Annotated in this window: 13 protein-coding genes; 10 read left to right on the top strand and 3 right to left on the bottom strand. The window is 36.6% G+C overall.

The annotated features are described in order from the left end of the window. Positions 1-58: 58 nt before the first annotated feature. From B0E34_RS09750 to B0E34_RS09735, 4 genes are all read left to right on the top strand, one after another. Positions 59-1444 (top strand): vWA domain-containing protein, encoded by a 1386-nt coding sequence (locus B0E34_RS09750; protein ID WP_165762971.1) that lies wholly within the window; start codon positions 59-61, stop codon positions 1442-1444. Positions 1445-1567: 123 nt separating this feature from the next. Further along, positions 1568-1921, top strand: a complete 354-nt coding sequence (locus tag B0E34_RS09745) for a hypothetical protein (RefSeq protein ID WP_087709056.1) — start codon at positions 1568-1570, stop codon at positions 1919-1921. A 264-nt stretch (positions 1922-2185) separates the two neighbouring features. Continuing rightward, on the top strand, positions 2186-2860 hold the full coding sequence (locus B0E34_RS09740) for an SIMPL domain-containing protein (RefSeq protein WP_087709054.1): 675 nt from the start codon (positions 2186-2188) through the stop codon (positions 2858-2860). Between the two features lie 11 nt (positions 2861-2871). After that, positions 2872-4056, top strand: a complete 1185-nt coding sequence (locus B0E34_RS09735) for a VWA domain-containing protein (RefSeq protein WP_087709052.1) — start codon at positions 2872-2874, stop codon at positions 4054-4056. A 203-nt stretch (positions 4057-4259) separates the two neighbouring features. Here B0E34_RS09735 and B0E34_RS09730 read toward each other — a convergent pair whose 3' ends face one another. After that, the gene (locus B0E34_RS09730) at positions 4260-5465 is read right to left on the bottom strand and encodes an NAD(P)/FAD-dependent oxidoreductase (protein WP_087709050.1); all 1206 of its coding nucleotides are present in this window, start codon (positions 5463-5465) and stop codon (positions 4260-4262) included. A gap of 111 nt (positions 5466-5576) precedes the next feature. Here B0E34_RS09730 and B0E34_RS09725 point away from each other — a divergent pair, with 111 nt between their 5' ends. Together B0E34_RS09725 and B0E34_RS09720 are read left to right on the top strand one after the other, a co-directional pair. Beyond that, positions 5577-5957, top strand: a complete 381-nt coding sequence (locus tag B0E34_RS09725; protein WP_087709048.1) for a SpoIIAA family protein — start codon at positions 5577-5579, stop codon at positions 5955-5957. A gap of 176 nt (positions 5958-6133) precedes the next feature. Beyond that, positions 6134-6478 (top strand): mannan-binding lectin, encoded by a 345-nt coding sequence (locus tag B0E34_RS09720; protein WP_087709046.1) that lies wholly within the window; start codon positions 6134-6136, stop codon positions 6476-6478. 51 nt (positions 6479-6529) lie between these two features. On the opposite strand, the gene B0E34_RS09715 is transcribed toward B0E34_RS09720, so the two are convergent. After that, positions 6530-7732, bottom strand: a complete 1203-nt coding sequence (locus tag B0E34_RS09715) for an MFS transporter (protein ID WP_185117454.1) — start codon at positions 7730-7732, stop codon at positions 6530-6532. Positions 7733-7892: 160 nt separating this feature from the next. Between B0E34_RS09715 and B0E34_RS09710 the strand changes: the two genes are divergently transcribed. Continuing rightward, positions 7893-8756, top strand: coding sequence for an AraC family transcriptional regulator (locus B0E34_RS09710; RefSeq protein ID WP_087709044.1), 864 nt, complete (start codon positions 7893-7895; stop codon positions 8754-8756). A gap of 233 nt (positions 8757-8989) precedes the next feature. Here the strand turns inward: B0E34_RS09710 and B0E34_RS09705 are convergent, their stop codons facing one another. Continuing rightward, a complete protein-coding gene (locus tag B0E34_RS09705; RefSeq protein ID WP_087709042.1) occupies positions 8990-9466 on the bottom strand; it encodes a DUF7832 domain-containing protein in 477 nt (158 codons plus the stop codon). Between the two features lie 114 nt (positions 9467-9580). On the opposite strand from B0E34_RS09705, the gene B0E34_RS09700 reads away from it, so the two are divergent. The 3 genes from B0E34_RS09700 (at position 9581) to B0E34_RS09690 (ending at position 16674) form a co-directional block, all read left to right on the top strand. After that, positions 9581-10831: a CinA family nicotinamide mononucleotide deamidase-related protein gene (locus tag B0E34_RS09700; protein WP_087709040.1), complete on the top strand. Its 1251-nt coding sequence runs from the start codon at positions 9581-9583 to the stop codon at positions 10829-10831. 91 nt (positions 10832-10922) lie between these two features. After that, on the top strand, positions 10923-14321 hold the full coding sequence (locus B0E34_RS09695; protein WP_087709038.1) for a trifunctional glycoside hydrolase family 18/polysaccharide deacetylase/glycosyltransferase family 2 protein: 3399 nt from the start codon (positions 10923-10925) through the stop codon (positions 14319-14321). A 325-nt stretch (positions 14322-14646) separates the two neighbouring features. Continuing rightward, on the top strand, positions 14647-16674 hold the full coding sequence (locus tag B0E34_RS09690) for a M13 family metallopeptidase (RefSeq protein ID WP_087709036.1): 2028 nt from the start codon (positions 14647-14649) through the stop codon (positions 16672-16674). Positions 16675-17048 lie beyond the last annotated feature (374 nt).

The following is a 17048-nucleotide window of genomic DNA, read 5'->3' as shown; positions in this document are numbered from 1 at the left end:
CGTATTTTCTGCGGGATTTATGAGGCTAAGTTTGTGGCATAATTCAAATTTAATCATCATGAAAAATTTATCTTTTCTAAACAGAAGTACATTAGTTTACCTTTTCTCTTCAACATTTCTTTTCAATATCTCAAAAGCGCAGTTAGGAGTTTCTTCAGGCTCTGTTTCCCATACGGTGAGCAACGGTCTTTCCAGCGCAAATGAAAGTGGATTTCTTAATGAAAACACGATTATTGTAGAAGATTTTATGAATTACCACAAACATCAGATTAAAATTCCGAAGAAAAATGAAGTGGCTTTAAGCATTGATTATGACAATACAATTCTGAATTCGGACGACAATTTTTTACTGCAAATCGGTCTTGCAACGCAAAATGTATCGGGTAGAGAAAACTCCAACAAAGTAAATGTTTCTCTCGTCATTGATAACAGCGGATCTATGGGTGGCGGAAAACTTGAAAAAGTAAAAACGGCACTGAAAGTTTTTGTAAAAGGATTGAAACCCGAAGATCTCATTTCCATTGTAAAATTTGATGATACTGCCAATCTTGTTTTAAAATCATCAAAAATAAAAGATGTTGCCGGAAATTTAGATGCCATTATTGAAAGTATTTATCCTTCGGGTTCCACCAATATTCATTCAGGAATGATGATGGGCTATTCGGAAGCACAAAAACACAATACCAAAGACTACAACAGCAAAGTAATTCTTCTTACCGACGGAATGACAAATTCCGGAATTACCGATCCTGAAACAATTTTTAAACAGTCGAAAGAATTTAACGATAAAGGAATAGACATCAGTACCATCGGAGTCGGGCAACAACTGGATTTTGATCTGTTACGGAGAATCGCCACTTATGGAAGAGGCTCCAATTATTTCATCGGAGATGCTGAAGAAGATATTCAAAAGACGTTTAAAGATGAATTGGAAAGCCTTTTATACAATATTGGAAAAAAGCCGAAACTAACGATCGATCTTCCTGAAGGAATGAAAATTAAAACATTTTACGGTTATCAGCCAAAATATACTTCTAATCATCAAATAGAAGTAGAACTTGAAAATTTAGATTGCGGACAAACCCAGATTTTCCTGATGGAAGTTGAGAAAAATGAATTAGAAAATTCTTCAATTACGGCTTCTTTGGTTTATGAGAAGAATGATGAAGTGAAAAATATTTCTTCTAAAAAAGAATATGATGAAATGACGGAAACAACTCAACAAGAATTAAAGAAAAATTTTCAGATTGCTAAAATGACGACAGCACTCAAAAAAGCAGCAAAAGATTTTTCACAAACCAATATGGGAAATAGCAAAAAATCCATGCAAAACATCATCAGTTATTATCAGTCTTTCTGCGATAAAAACGATGAAGATCTGAAGAGAATTTATAATATCGCCTTAAAATATTCATCCGGACATAATACAAGATCCTATTATTAGATCTTTTGGGTAATTTCAATTCTTTATCAGCTCTTATATGAAAAAAATGTAATATGAAAATTGAGATTCTGTTAACAATCAACCATTTAGCAATATATACCTTTGCTAAAACCAAACATGACTATGAAAAAACAGTTTTACTTTTTTCTTTTACCTGTATTATTCTTGCAGAGTTGTTCGTTTCTTGAACAAAACAATTTCATTGAAACCAAGATCATTTCCAGCGATCTCAATGAAAAAATTGTTTACAAATTTTACCAGACCGGACTTAATGATTACAAAGTAGATTTTTACTCGGTAGATCAGTCCGGTTCTACCAAACTTTTTGAGCACGATATCGACGATGCGTTTGCAACTTCCGAAACCTACACCATTTCAGAAAATGATGATGAGCTCATCATCCGAACCAAACTTTTTTCTGAGGTGAAAAAACTCGTCACGCCAAGCGGAAAATCAATTATTCTTACCAACAGATAAACAGTTCTTTTCAGGACTGTTTTTTTATATTCATCACAAAACAATAGTTTCAGCTATCATTTGCTGAGCGCAGTGCCTTTGCGAACGAAGAATATTCACAGTAATTTCAATGAAAATATTTGCGAACATTGCGCTAAAATAATCATCATTTCCAATTTTTTTTGATTTCACCAAGCCAAACCATCATTTCACCAAGTCTCCCGATTTTCAGTTTTAAATCGGTGTAATTTTACTCTAGAAGTTTAAAATTAAAAAAAGAAAATTATGAAACTGAGACATTTTTTACTGATCGGATTATTTCTGATAGGAGGTATGATCAACGCACAGGAAATAAAGAAAAATTTCATTGAAGTAACCGGAATTGCAGAAATGGAAGTAGAACCGGATGAAATTATCTTCAATGTAGGAATTAAGGGAGATAACAAAAATCAGCTTGCCGATAACGAAAAACAGCTTTTTGAAATCCTGAAAAGCAACGGCGTAAAAAACGAAGACATCAAATTCAAATCGATGTATCAGAATATTTATTCCAAAACGAAAATTTTCACTAAGAATCTTCAGTTTAAGGTAACAAATAAGACCGATATGGGAAATCTTTTTGAAAACCTGAATCAAAAGTGGGTCAACAGCATCAATATTTCAGAAATTAAAAATACAAAAATTACAGATTTCAGAAAAACCGTAAAAATCAATGCGCTGAAAGCGGCAAAAGAAAAAGCCGACTATCTTCTGGAAAGTATGGGCAAGAGAACCGGAACGCCGCTTGAGATCATAGAAATTGAAGATTATACCAGTGATATGATGATGCCGATGAACTTCAGAGCTAAAGTTTCCAATATCCAGCTTGAGGCAGCAGATTCTAATGTTGATTATTCTTTTGAAAATATTGATAATATCAAGCTGAAATACAGCATTAAAACAAAATACGAAATCCTTTAAAACACAAAATCATGACAGCTTTTAAAATTTTAACATTAGCAATAGGAACTGCTGCTTTATTAACAGCACAAAATTCAAAATTTGAGTGTAAAGAACCCGCCGTTCAGAGAACAATGGTTCAGAATATCAATTCATCTTCCGAAAAGAGTATCAAAGAAAATAAAATTCAGGTTGCTTTGCTTTTAGATACTTCCAACAGTATGGACGGACTGATCGATCAGGCGAAATCCCGACTCTGGAACATCGTGAATACTTTAACGACGTTAAAATACAACGGCAAAGCGCCCCAAGTGGAAATTGCTTTGTATGAATACGGAAATGATGGTCTCAGAGATGAAAATTACATCCGACAGGTAACTCCGCTTACTCAGGATCTGGATCTGGTTTCGGAAAAACTGTTTGCTTTGAGAACCAACGGCGGAAGTGAATATTGCGGAGCGGTAATCCGTGATGCTTCAATGAATCTGAAATGGGATGACAATAATCAAAGTATGAAGCTGATCTATATTGCGGGAAACGAGCCTTTCGATCAGGGAAAAATCAGCTATAAAGAAGTGATTCCAACTGCGAAGAGAAAGAATATTTACACCAACACAATTTTCTGCGGAAGCCGCGATGAAGGAATACAGACTTTCTGGCAAAACGGCTCTTCTTTGGGCGATGGAAAGTATTTCAATATCGACAGCGACCAGAAAGTAATTTATATAGAAACTCCCTATGATGTCAGAATTTCAGAATGCAACGCCAAGCTGAATGACACCTACATTTATTACGGAAGTCACGGTTCGGAATTTAAAGCCAAACAGATGCTTCAGGACAAAAATGCCGAAGTGCAGTCGGTTTCCAACGCTGTGGAAAGAACGGTCGCAAAATCCAAGAAAAATGCCTATAAAAACGATCATTGGGATTTGGTAGACCGCGCTGAAAAGGATGTGAACTTTATGTCGGACGTAAAAGCGGAAGAGCTTCCTGCTGAATTGAAAGGCAAAAGCAAAGAGGAAATTAAAAAAGCGGTTGCCGAAAAATCAGCCGAGAGACAGAAAATTCAGAGAGAAATTGAAGAATTATCCAAGAAAAGACAGGATTTCATTGATGCCGAAATGAAAAAACGAGGAAATTCTGAAGCCGATGATCTTGGAAAAGCAATTGAAAGGTCTGTTCTGGAACTGGCAAAGAAAAATGGTTATAGCCTGTAACTCATTATCAGCAGAAATTAAATTTAAATATCTAAAGTGATTAAAAACTAATAACCATTAAAGTTGAATGAAGAAGAAATGTTGTTTTCAAAGTTCCGACAACAAATATTTTGAGTGTGGTGATCCGCGGCAAAAATTGCCGCGGATTTTTCATGAATTCGGCGGAGGCGAAGCCTCCGCCGAATTCATGAAAACTTCAGAAATCATCTCCCAAATTTAAAATACTTTGAAAGCAGATGCTTTTTACCTTTCATAAATTGAGAAACCATTTCCATTCCGGTAACCGAAAACGTAATTCCGTTTCCTCCGAAACCCAATATGAAATAAGAGTTTTTAAAATCCTTATGTTCCCCGATATAAGGCAGCCCATCCTTAGTTTCGCCAAAAGTTCCTGCCCAGACAAAATCTGTGTAGAAATAATAATCGGGTTTTATTTTCTTCAACGTTTTTAAAATCTCCTTTTCTTTCTTATTTAAAAGAGAATCCCGTTTTTCAGCATCATAAAAATCTTCATCGCCGCCTCCGATTAGCAGCCTTCCGTCATCCGTTGTCCGCATATACATATAAGGCTCATCGGTATTCCAGACCAGCGTATTGTTGATGTTTTTAAATTTTTTTGGATCAATTTCCGAAACAATGGCATAGGTGCTTTTTAGATTCACAAAATGTTCTTTAATAAGACTTTTACTTTCATAGCCGATGCAGTAAATGATTTTTTTAGCCCTGATCTGAAAACCGGAATCCACTGTAATTAAATTATATCCTTTAAAATACTCAACATCTGTCATTTCTGTTTTGTCGAAAATTTGTAACCCTTTCTTTACATTTACCTTAAATAATTCATGTGCAAACTTAAAAGCATCAATACTTGCTCCCTGTTCAGATAGAATTCCGCCATATGTATTTTCAAATCCGAACTGTTTTGAAACCTCATCACTTTCAAGCCATTTTACTTTAAAACCAGCGTCTTTTCTTGCGTTAAATTCTTTCTTCAGCCATGCAACATCCTTTTTCTTGGAAGCATAATACAGAGATTTTTTTCTTTTAAATCCTGAATCCGACTTAATTTCACCGGCTAACTTTTCAAGCTTATCAATAGAATCCGAACATGCCTTATAACTTGCTACAGCTCCTTTTTTTCCTATTTTTTCAATAAGTTCGAAAAGAGGAAAATCTATTTCATACTGAAGCATGGAAGTAGTTGCTGAAGTACTTCCGTTACAGAGTTCGCGTTGATCAATAAGGATTGTTTTATATCCTTCAGACATCATTTGGTGAGCTGCTAAACTTCCTGTAATGCCGCCTCCGATAATCAGCACATCACATTCTTCATTGGATTTTAAAGAAGGATAAGAAGAAATCAATCCGTTTTTCAAAAGCCAGAAAGGTTCGTTAGATTTAAGATTCATCGTAATATTTTTCTCTAATTTAACAATAATTAAGCCTTTTATTCATCTTAAATTAATATTGGTTTAATATTTGTTTTCACCCTTCAATCAAACCACATTAAAAATAATAATATGATAACGATTATTCCAGAGGCTCCGGAAAATGTTGCAGCATTCAACGCAACAGGAGAAGTGACGAAAGAGGATTTTGAAAATCTTGTTTTTCCTCGTGTAAAAGCAAAGATTGAGCAATTTGGAGAACTGAATTATTTGATGTATCTTGACACAGATCTGGATAATTTTACAGCCGGTGCATGGTTAGAAGATGCACTTTTAGGACTAAAAAATCTAACCAAATGGAACAGGGCTGCAATTCTAACGGATAATCAGCATGTACAGAATTTCACTGAAATCTTCAGCGTACTGATGCCGGGAGAATTCAAATCCTTCCCGAAAGGAAACCTTTACAATGCAATGTACTGGTGCAAAAACGGGAATGAAGTAGAAGCGTAATCTGCTTATTATAAAAACAACGGAGGACTGTCTTTTTTAAGGCAGTCTTTTTTATTGATCTGAAAATTAAACTGTAAGTATAAATACCTAATTATCAATTTGGTACATTCTACGTAGAATATTTCTCATTATTGTGACTACATTTGTAATGTTAAACAAACAAAAAACTAAAAATTATGTCAACATTCAAATTAGACATCATTGCGGGACCACTTTGGAGCAATGACGAAGCACAAAAATTAGGTCCGCGTATCGCGGCAGCACACTTAGGAAAGTTTACCGGACAATGGACTACCATTGTTGAAGGACAGATGAGCGTTATCGAAGTTGAGCTTAATACTCAGCCTACAGGCGACTCCGAGTACACTTTAGATGTTTTGGCCGGTCCTATCTGGAGCGACGAAGATGCTAAAGAAGTTTGCCCATCCATCTGTGCGTCTTACGGAGGAACATGGAACGGACAATGGACTACTGTTGTAGAAGGCAAAATGAGCGTTTGCGGATGCACATTTAAATTCTAAAAACTACAAATTATGAAAATCGGCAGTTTCCGGAGGAAACTGCCGATTCTTTTATTGATCGCAGGAAACACATTCTGCTATAATTTCTTTTTCTTCCGTTTTTCGTGAACTGTATAACTGTTTGTATCGGAATGCAATCATCAATCCTATACACGTCATTCCTACACCTACCAAAGAAGGATAATTGAAGGAATAACCATTTTCTAAAGGAATACCTCCCAAAAACGCTCCCAATGCATTCGCACAGTTAAATCCGGCCTGCATAAAAGCAGCAGCCATCATTTCGCTCTTAGGAGCTGCCTTCATCATCATAATATTAATGGGTGCAGCAACCGACATCGACAGTGCGCCGCAGATAAACGTCAGTACCAATGAAACCGTTTGATATTCTGAAAGGAAAAATACGCCCACTAAAGAACTCATCATTAAGAAAAGTAATAAAACACAGGTCTTTTCAGGGCTCAGTCTGTCAGACAAATATCCGCCGACTAAATTTCCTACAACCATTCCGGCTCCGGCGAGAATCATCACATATGCCATCTGATTTTCTTTAATTCCTGAAACAATGGTCATTAAAGGCGTAATATAACTGAACCATGTAAATAATCCTCCAAAACCAATCGCAGTAATCATCAAAACCATCCATGACTGCTTTTTCTTCAAAAATTTCATTTCTTCCATGAAGTGAGTATTTTCGTTGGTTTCAAGCATAGGCAGCCAGAGTTTTAAAAATAATAAGGCAAATAACCCGATCACAGCAACAATGGCGAAATACCATCTCCAGTGAAATGCATGACCGATATACGTTACCAGCGGAACCATCGCGAGATTCGCAACCGTAAGTCCTGTAAACATAAGCGAAATATAGAATGCTTCTTTACCTTTTGCGGCTAATCGGGTAGCAACCACGGTTCCCACTCCAAAAAAAGCTCCATGCGGAAGTCCGGAAAGGAAACGGATGATCATCATCGTGTTATAATCCGGAGCAATTGCCGATAATGCATTAAACAGGGTAAAAATCATCATCAAAACTATCAAAACCTTTTTTGGCGGAAATTTCACAGAATATCCAATTAAAATCGGAGCTCCTACAACCACTCCGAAAGCATAAGCCGAGATTAAATGTCCCGCTTCCGGAATGCTGATCTGTAAACTTCTTGCAATATCGGGAAGCAGCCCCATAATGGTAAATTCGGTGGTTCCGATTCCCAGACCGCCTATTGCCAACGGTATTATTCTTTTATCTATCTTCATTTTAAAATCCTTTTAACGATCCTGAATAATTTATTGTTTCTTTTAAAGTGCAAAAATCGATAGAAATAATCATTTATACTTTAACGGAGATGACTCTTTTTTGCTCTGTATTAACTTTTTTAATTAATTTTGAATTAAATATTAATCAAAAGAGAACATAATGAAAATTCAGAAAGAAAATATTGAATTTGAAGATGGAAAATCTTTTAAGCTGTTTTCACCATCCCTTAAAAACTGTTTCTTCTGGCATTATCATCCTGAAATAGAGCTGGTTTACGTAGAAGCGTCCAACGGAATCCGTCACGTCGGTAAAAATATTTCAGACTTCAAAGACAGCGATCTATTGCTCATCGGTTCCAATGTTCCTCACCTTAATTTTGATTATAAAATTCAGACCGAATGCAGACAGATGGTTTTGCAGATGCGTGAAAATTTTCTTCAGGAATACATTATGCCCGTTCCGGAATTTGAAAACATTAAAAAACTGCTGGAACGTTCTTATCTGGGATTATCCTTTTCCGGAGAAACCAAACAGAAGGTCGTTGAAAAACTACACCAGATAAAAAACGAAAATTCTTTTCATGCTTTTGTCGGGCTGATTGAGATTTTACAGATTCTTGCAGATTCCGAAGAAGTAAAAGAACTGAATACTGAAGACACCCGCATCAAGTGGTTTTTAAATGATAAAATCCGGATGGGAACTATTTACGATTATATTCATGAAAATTATGACCAAAATCCCAACGTCAATATTATCGCAGAAAACGTGAATCTAAGCACGCCTGCATTTTGCCGTTACTTCAAAAAACAGACGAATATGACGTTTACAGATTTTGTCAATAATTACAGGATCAATCAGGCGAAATTATTATTGCTCCAAAACCACTGCGTTACAGAAGTCTGTTTTCAGGTAGGTTTTGAAAGCCTTTCATATTTCAATAAATTATTTAAAAAATATATCGGAGAAACGCCTTCCGCTTTCAAGAAAAAACATTTGAGCGGTGTGGAAAACAGTGCAGTTTAAAACTAAGTTTAAACTCATTTTAAATGTAACCGCAAAAGATACAAAAGACTTTATTGGATTTATTTAAATTTAAAGTATTTCAGAAGTCAGCAAAGAGAAAAAATATTTGATTTTTTTTTAAACTTATGTGCTCTTTTTTCCATTTAAGTAGTAAACTTAAACAACTAAAGGGTTAAATCTTTTACATATTTTGCGGTAAAAAAGTTTAGACGATTATTTTACTGATATTTATTTTAAACCAATCCTTTATATTCTTTCCATTCCTCAAAACGATAATCGATAACCTGCTTCATGAGATCGTAATTTTCGTACGTATCTTCGATGTGATAAAATGTTTCATATTCGTAATCATTCTCTTCCGCTTTTGTATCGAATAAATTCACATAATCATCTGCAAAAGAGCTGAATCGGTTTCCGAAATCCGTGTCGTCTTTGTAATAATCATGGGCAAAAGCATTTCCTGTTTCGTTCAGATCATATTCAGAAAACTTTCCGTCCATGAAATCCACAATGAATTCAGCGCCGGTAATTTCTCTTCTTTTTAAGCTTTGAATTTCTTCTTCATGATCTTCTTTAAATTCTTCCGAGATGAAATCGTTATTAATACACCAGTTCAGAAACATTCCGGTGTGGGTTGCTCCGTTTTTTATTGGAAGTTCTTCAGGAAAATCGCTGCCGTAATGCCATGAAGCATCATCATATTTAGACATATTGAATGATAGTTTTAAACAATTTTATCCAAAAATAGAAAAAATCAATTTATATTGCCCGTCACAGGGAAAATTCCGTCATTTGTATAGAAAAATTTTTTTCGACCTTATTATATGAAAAATGCCGTTCTGATCACCATTGGTGACGAAATCCTTTCAGGAAGTACCGTAGACACCAATTCTAACTTTATTGCTGCCGAACTGAAAAATATTGGGATAAAAGTTATACAGATTTTTACCATTTCAGACCAGATTGAAACCATTAAAAAGACCATCTCTTCTGCGTTTGATCTGGGAGATATCATTATAACAACCGGAGGTTTGGGTCCTACAAGAGACGATAAAACCAAAAAAGCCATTGCCGAATTTTTTAATGACGAAATCGCTTTAGACGAAGAAACTTTCGCTCATCTGAAAGCATATATGGAAAGACGCGGAAGAACAGAAATTCTGGAAAGAAACCGCGAACAGGCTTTTGTCCCTACAAAATCCAAAGTGTTCCAGAACCATAACGGAACTGCACCCTGCATGATGATGGAAGAAAACGGAAAACTGCTTTTCAGTCTTCCCGGAGTTCCTTATGAAGTAAAACCTTTAATTAAAGATCAGATTGTTCCTTATTTAAAAGATAAATTCAGTCTGCATTACCTTTCCACGAGAATTGTTTCCGTAGTCGGAATTCCCGAAAGTATTCTGGCAGACAAAATTGAAAACTGGGAACTTGCCTTGCCGGAAAACCTTTCTTTGTCTTATCTTCCTGTAGGAACCCGCGTTAAACTGAGACTCACTGCAAGCGGAGAGGACGACAGTATTTTGCAGCAACAGTTGGAAGACGAAATTCAAAAACTTCTTCCTTTGCTGGAAGATCATGTAATTGCTACCTCACAGGATAAAATAGAAAAAATCCTTGCCGATATTTTAACAGATAAAAAATTGACTTTATCTACCGCTGAAAGCTGTACAGGCGGAGAACTCGCAAAAATGATTACTTCTGTTTCCGGAAGCTCAAATTACTTTTTAGGCGGAATTGTTTCTTATGCTACAGAAAAAAAGATCGATATTCTCAAAGTAAAAAAAGAAACCGTAGAAGAATTTACGGTCGTAAGTGAGCAGGTTGCTGCGGAAATGGCAGAAGGCTGTCAGAAACTCTTCAATACAGATATTTCTCTGTCTACAACCGGAGTTGCAGGTCCCCGAAAAGGTGAGGACGGAAAGGAAGTGGGAACTGTTTTTTACACCATCAGAATTAAAGATCAGGAAGTGACTTCAAAATTGTATATGCCGCATCTTGATCGGCTGGATTTTATGCACTTTGTAGCACAGAAAGTCATTCAGGATCTTGTTGCCCTTCTGGTGAATAATTGATTCAGAATCAGTTAATTTTTTAATTTTTTTTTAATTAATTCTGCATAGGTTTTTCACGGTTTTTGACGTTCATGAGAAAAATATCAAAATCGTGGAAAACTCAAAGCAAATTTTTCAGACTGACAGCAAAAAACGCTGGAGAAATGTTCAGTGGGGAAGCCGAATTTTTATCTTCATTGCCATATTGCTTTTTCTGGCACTCGGTCTTATGATGAAATGGGACAGAAGCCCAAAAATTCCTTTTAAAGAAGATTACAAAGCCGTTATTACAGCGAGCAAACCTTACCTTCAGGAAAACAGAATTTCCAAAGAATACAAAGGATTCCGAAGTTTCATTTCCGAAAAAACAATGCACACCAACCTTGCTAAAATTGAAAAAGCAAGAGCCGAAAGACTTAAAAACCAAAACAGAAACTGGGCACAGTTTCCGGGCGGAATACGTTCTGCATTCTATGTTGCGTGGGATCCGCAGTCTTTAATGTCCCTAAAAAGAAACATTAAACACATCAACCTTGTTTTTCCGGAGTGGTTTTTCCTCGATCCGAAAACCGGTGATCTGAAAACCAATGTGGATTCGGCAGGATATAAAGTCATTAAAAGAACAGGAGTTGCCGCAATGCCGATTCTCAGCAATAACTTTGAGCAGGAATTCCATTCTGAAGGATTGGGAAAAGTGCTGAAAGATCCGAAAAAAAGAACCCAGCTTATTCAGAAATTAACCCTGCAATGCCGGAAACTTCATTTTAAAGGAATCAACATCGACTTTGAAGATATGAATCTGGATTCTGATGAAAACCTCATCGCTTTCATGAAAGAGCTTTCCGAAACATTTAAGCAGAATAAATTATTGGTTTCCATGGATATTATGGTAGATAACGACGATTACAATATCCGGAAATTAAATCCTTACGTAGATTATTTCATATTAATGGCGTATGATGAATATGCGGTTGAAAGCGATGCAGGACCCGTTTCCTCTCAAAAATGGATCGAAGCACAGACCGGAAAAATTTTAGCCAAAACTTCCCCTAACAAAATCATTTTAGGTTTGGGAGCTTACGGATACGACTGGAGTACAGACAAGGAACAGAATAATTCCGTGACGTATATGCAGGCAATCACCAAAGCGAGTGCAAGCAAAGCGAAAATTAATTTCGACGACAATACTTTTAACTTAAATTACTCTTACACAGATTCTAAAAACAATACACACACTGTATTTTTCAACGATGCGGCTTCTATTTTTAATACGATGCGCTTTTCTTCAGAATATCCTCTTGCCGGAACAGCGCTCTGGAGATTGGGAAGCGAAGACAGCCGGATCTGGAATTTTTACGATAAAGATCTTACGTTTGCAGGATTATCAAAATTAAATTTAAAAACCCTTGAGAATGTAAAAGGTCAGACGATGGTCGATTACATTGGTGACGGCGAAGTTTTGGATGTTCTGAATACCCCTCATGACGGAAAAATTGCCCTTGAGATTGATCCCAAAGAAAAAATCATTACCGATGAAAATTATATAACCTATCCCAGTTCTTACGAAGTTAAAAAATACGGAGAAGCTCCACAGAAAGAACTGGTTTTAACATTCGACGACGGTCCCGATGAAACCTACACACCGCAGGTTTTAGACATACTGTCAAAATATCATGTTCCGGCTGCCTTCTTTTTGGTAGGATTAAATGCCGAAAAAAACCTTCCTTTGGTTAAAAGAATTTACAGAGAAGGTCATGAAATTGGCAATCATACATTTACCCATGAAAATGTGGCAAAAGTAAGCCCCGAAAGAGCTTTACTGGAAATGAAACTGACAAGATTATTGATCGAATGTATCACAGGACACAGTACCATTCTGTTCAGAGCGCCTTACAATGCTGATTCTGAGCCAACAACTTCAGAAGAAATTGTTCCGGTTGCATTGGCGAGACAGCAGAATTATCTTGATATTGGTGAAAACATCGATCCCGAAGACTGGCAGCCGGGAATAAAAGCCGATGAAATTGTAAAACGTGTTTTAGCAGGTGTAAAAGCCGAACGCGGAAACATCATACTCCTTCACGATGCAGGAGGTGAAACCCGTGAAGAAACCGTAAAAGCGTTGAAAGTTTTAATCCCGACATTGCAGAAACAAGGATATCATTTTACCAATCTTGCCAGTATTCTGCATAAAAACAAAGCGGAACTGATGCCTTACGTTCCAAAAACAAGAGCCTATTACGTAATGCAGCTTAATCTGCTTTTGGCAACCATTATTTACGAAATCAGTCACTTTTTAGTAGCCTTGTTTACCATTTTTATCGCATTGGGACTCATCAGATTGCTCATTATGTTATTCTGGGCATTTAAAGAACGAAAAAAAGAAAAAAAATTAGGAGAATTTCCTGTTTTGGAATCTTACCCGAAGGTTTCCATTATTGTTCCGGCGTACAATGAAGAAGTCAACATTATTTCATCATTAAACAATTTATTAAAACAGACCTATCCCAATTTCAATATTATTCTGGTGGATGATGGAAGCAAAGATTCAACCTATGAAAAAGCGAAAGAGTCCTTTTCTGATCATCCGAAACTGAAAATTTTCAGCAAAACCAACGGCGGAAAAGCAACTGCTTTGAATTTTGGGATTTCACAAACCGATGCGGAATATGTGATCTGCATAGATGCCGATACAAAACTGGAAAAAGATGCCGTAAAGTATTTAATTGCAAGATTTTTAAACTCAGATCCGGATGAAAAAATCGCAGCCGTGGCAGGAAATGTAAAAGTGGGAAATACCGTAAACTGGCTTACAAAATGGCAGTCCATTGAATATGCAACCAGCCAGAATTTTGATCGTTTAGCGTATGCGAATATCAATGCAATTACTGTAATTCCCGGTGCCATCGGAGCTTTCAGAAAATCTGTAATTGAAGAAGTTGGCGGATATTCTTCCGACACTTTAGCCGAAGACTGCGATATTACCGTTAAAATTTTAAGAGAAGGGTACACCGTTGCCAACGAAAACCGTGCAGTTGCCGTGACAGAAGCTCCGGAAAGCGTAAAACAGTTTTTAAAACAGCGTTTCAGATGGACGTACGGAATCATGCAGATGTTCTGGAAACAGAGACAGACTTTCCTTAACCCGAAATACAAAGGTTTAGGACTCTGGGCAATGCCGAATATTTTACTCTTTCAGTACATTATTCCATTCTTCTCACCGCTTGCCGATGTCATTATGTTTTTTGGAATATTGTCAGGAAACGGGGGAAAAATATTCAGTTACTATTTAATTTTCCTTTTGGTGGATGCGTCGCTGGCTTTTATTGCGTTCATCATGCAGAGAGAGAAATTGGTAAACCTGCTGTATGTGATTCCGCAGCGTTTCGGATATCGCTGGCTGATGTATATTGTATTGTTCAGAAGTCTCCGAAAAGCACTGAAAGGCGAAATGCAGACCTGGGGATTTTTAAAACGTACCGGAAATGTAAAAGAAATTGCAACGTCTTAAATTAATGATTGTAAAAAAGTTGTCTTTCAGAAATAAGTGAAACGCCTTAGTTTATCTTAAATTTTTAAACAGAGTTTTTAATAATTCCTTGTCTGGCATTGCGTTTAAATTATCGCAAGGGTAAACAACGTTTTTTAATATTAAATTGCCTAACTAAAAATAGACAAAGGCGTTTCACTTAATTTCGAAATACAAAGACTGATAAGAAGAGATTTTCAAATTAAAAATTAAAATATAAACAGATCTTAATAATTAATTAAATTTGTTTTCATAAAAAGTAACGAAATAAAAAAAAGTTACACTTATTGTATAAATTGTAATTATAATGAAAAAATTAACGCTTTCTCTGCTTTTAATAGGAGGAATTTGTTCACAAACCGTGAACGCTCAGGCTACAGACAAAGGTTTAGACCTTAGCCTGATGGATAAATCAGTACGTCCTCAAGATGATTTTTATAACTATGTAAGTGGAACATGGATGAAAACTGCCAAAATTCCTTCCGATAAACCAACTTGGGGAAGTTTCAACAAACTGGCTGAAGATACAGACAACAATTCAATGACGATTCTGAACTCTCTTCTGAAAGATAAGTTTGCTGACGGAACAGAAGGCAAGAAAATTCAGGACCTGTACGCTACGTACATGAACATTGCGAAGAGAAATGCAGACGGTATCAAACCGATTCAGGCAAATCTTAATAAAATTGATGCCATTAAATCTGTTGGAGATCTTCAGAAATATTTAATCTCTGTAACCAAAGAAGGAGAAAACAACTTCTACGGATGGGGAGTAGATGCAGATCTTAAAGACTCTAAAATGAACGTTGTCTATCTTGGTGACGCATCTTTAGGTCTTGGAAGAGATTACTATCAGAAAGTAAACGAAAAAAACACAGAAGCTTTAGCAGAATATACAAAATATGTTGCTTCTATGTTAAAAGAATTAGGATATAAAAACGCTGATGCTGCCGCAAAAGGTATCGTAGATTACGAAAAAAGCATCGCAAAAACATATTTAACCAACGAGCAGAGTAGAGATAATACGCTTCAGTACAATCCGCAAACAATGGCTCAGCTTTCAGCTTTGGTGAAAAATGTAGACCTTCCGGCTTATCTTAAAGCAGTTGGCGTAAATACAGATAAAGTAATTATCGGAGAATTAGGGTATTACAAAAATTTAGATAAATTCATTAATACGCAGAATCTTCCTGTGATCAAAGATTATCTTAAATTCCACATGATCCACGGAAGCGCGGCTTACCTAAGTGAAAAATTAGGTGACATGAGATTCGCTTTCTATGGCAAATATTTAAGAGGACAGCAGGAGCAGAGAGCTTTAAATAAGAGAGGTTACGAATTAATTAACGGATCTTTAGGAGAAGCTTTCGGTAAATTATACGTTGAAAAATATTTCCCTGCAGAAGCTAAGGCGCAGATGGTTGAACTGATCGATTACTTAAAGAAAAGCTTCGCGGTTCACATCAACGGATTAACGTGGATGTCTTCTACAACGAAGGAAAAGGCAATGGAAAAGCTGAATAAGTTCACGGTAAAAGTTGCGTATCCGGACAAATGGAAAGATTATTCCAAATTAACCATCACGCCGGAATCAAAAGGTGGAAATCTATATGCTAATCTTCAGAATATAGCAGAATGGCAGTATAACAAAGATTTAGCTAAAATCGGAAAACCGGTAGATAAAACAGAATGGGGAATGACGCCGCAGACTGTAAATGCTTACTACAACCCGGTAAACAACGAAATCGTTTTCCCTGCTGCAATCCTACAGCCGCCTTTCTTCAATCCTAAAGCAGATGCTGCCGTGAATTTCGGAGGAATCGGTGCGGTTATCGGTCACGAAATGAGCCACGGATTCGATGATTCTGGTGCACAGTTCGATGCAGACGGAAACTTGGTAGACTGGTGGACTCCTGAAGATAAAGCCAACTTCGAAAAAGCAACAAAAGCTCTTGCCGCACAGTACGACAAATACGAGCCAGTAAAAGGAACTTTTGTGAACGGAACCTTTACCAACGGAGAAAATATTGCAGACTTAGGAGGCGTAAACATCGCTTACGATGCTCTTCAGATGTATTTAAAAGACAAAGGAAATCCGGGAGTTATCAGCGGTTACACACAGGATCAGAGATTCTTCCTGAGCTGGGCAACCGTTTGGAGAACTTTATCCAGCGAAAAATACATGATCAATCAGGTAAAAACAGACCCGCATTCTCCGGGATATTTCAGAAGTTTCGGTCCTTTAACCAATGTTGATGCTTTCTATAAAGCGTTTGATGTGAAAGAAGGAGACAAATTGTACAAAAAACCGGCAGAAAGAATTAAAATCTGGTAATCACAATTTTTAAATACAACCAAAACCGTTCAGCAATGAGCGGTTTTTTTGTTTTTTTTTGGAGCTTTTTCGCGCTTTCCGCACTCGCTATTTCTTTGGATTCGGCGCGGCGGAGCCGCGCCGAATCCCAGAAAATGAGCTCAGACAATTGCTGCAATCGCGGCTAGGGAATAGTCTGTTTTTCAATATTTGAATTAGTCAATAAAGTTTCTCATCCTTTAGAAATCTCAACACAGTTAAATAAATTGCTTAAATATTCGAACTTACCTACGCAATGATACCCACTGTGTTTAGCCTTCATAATTATCATTTGCTGAGTGAAGCGCCGTTGCGAAAAAAAATACCCAATACAATGCAAAACAAAATTTAGCGAA

Origin of the sequence: Chryseobacterium mucoviscidosis, assembly GCF_002177115.1 — a bacterium.
Taxonomy (GTDB): domain Bacteria; phylum Bacteroidota; class Bacteroidia; order Flavobacteriales; family Weeksellaceae; genus Chryseobacterium; species Chryseobacterium mucoviscidosis.
The sequence above is the reverse complement of the archived record's forward strand: the minus strand, read 5'-3'. Positions and strand labels throughout refer to the sequence as shown.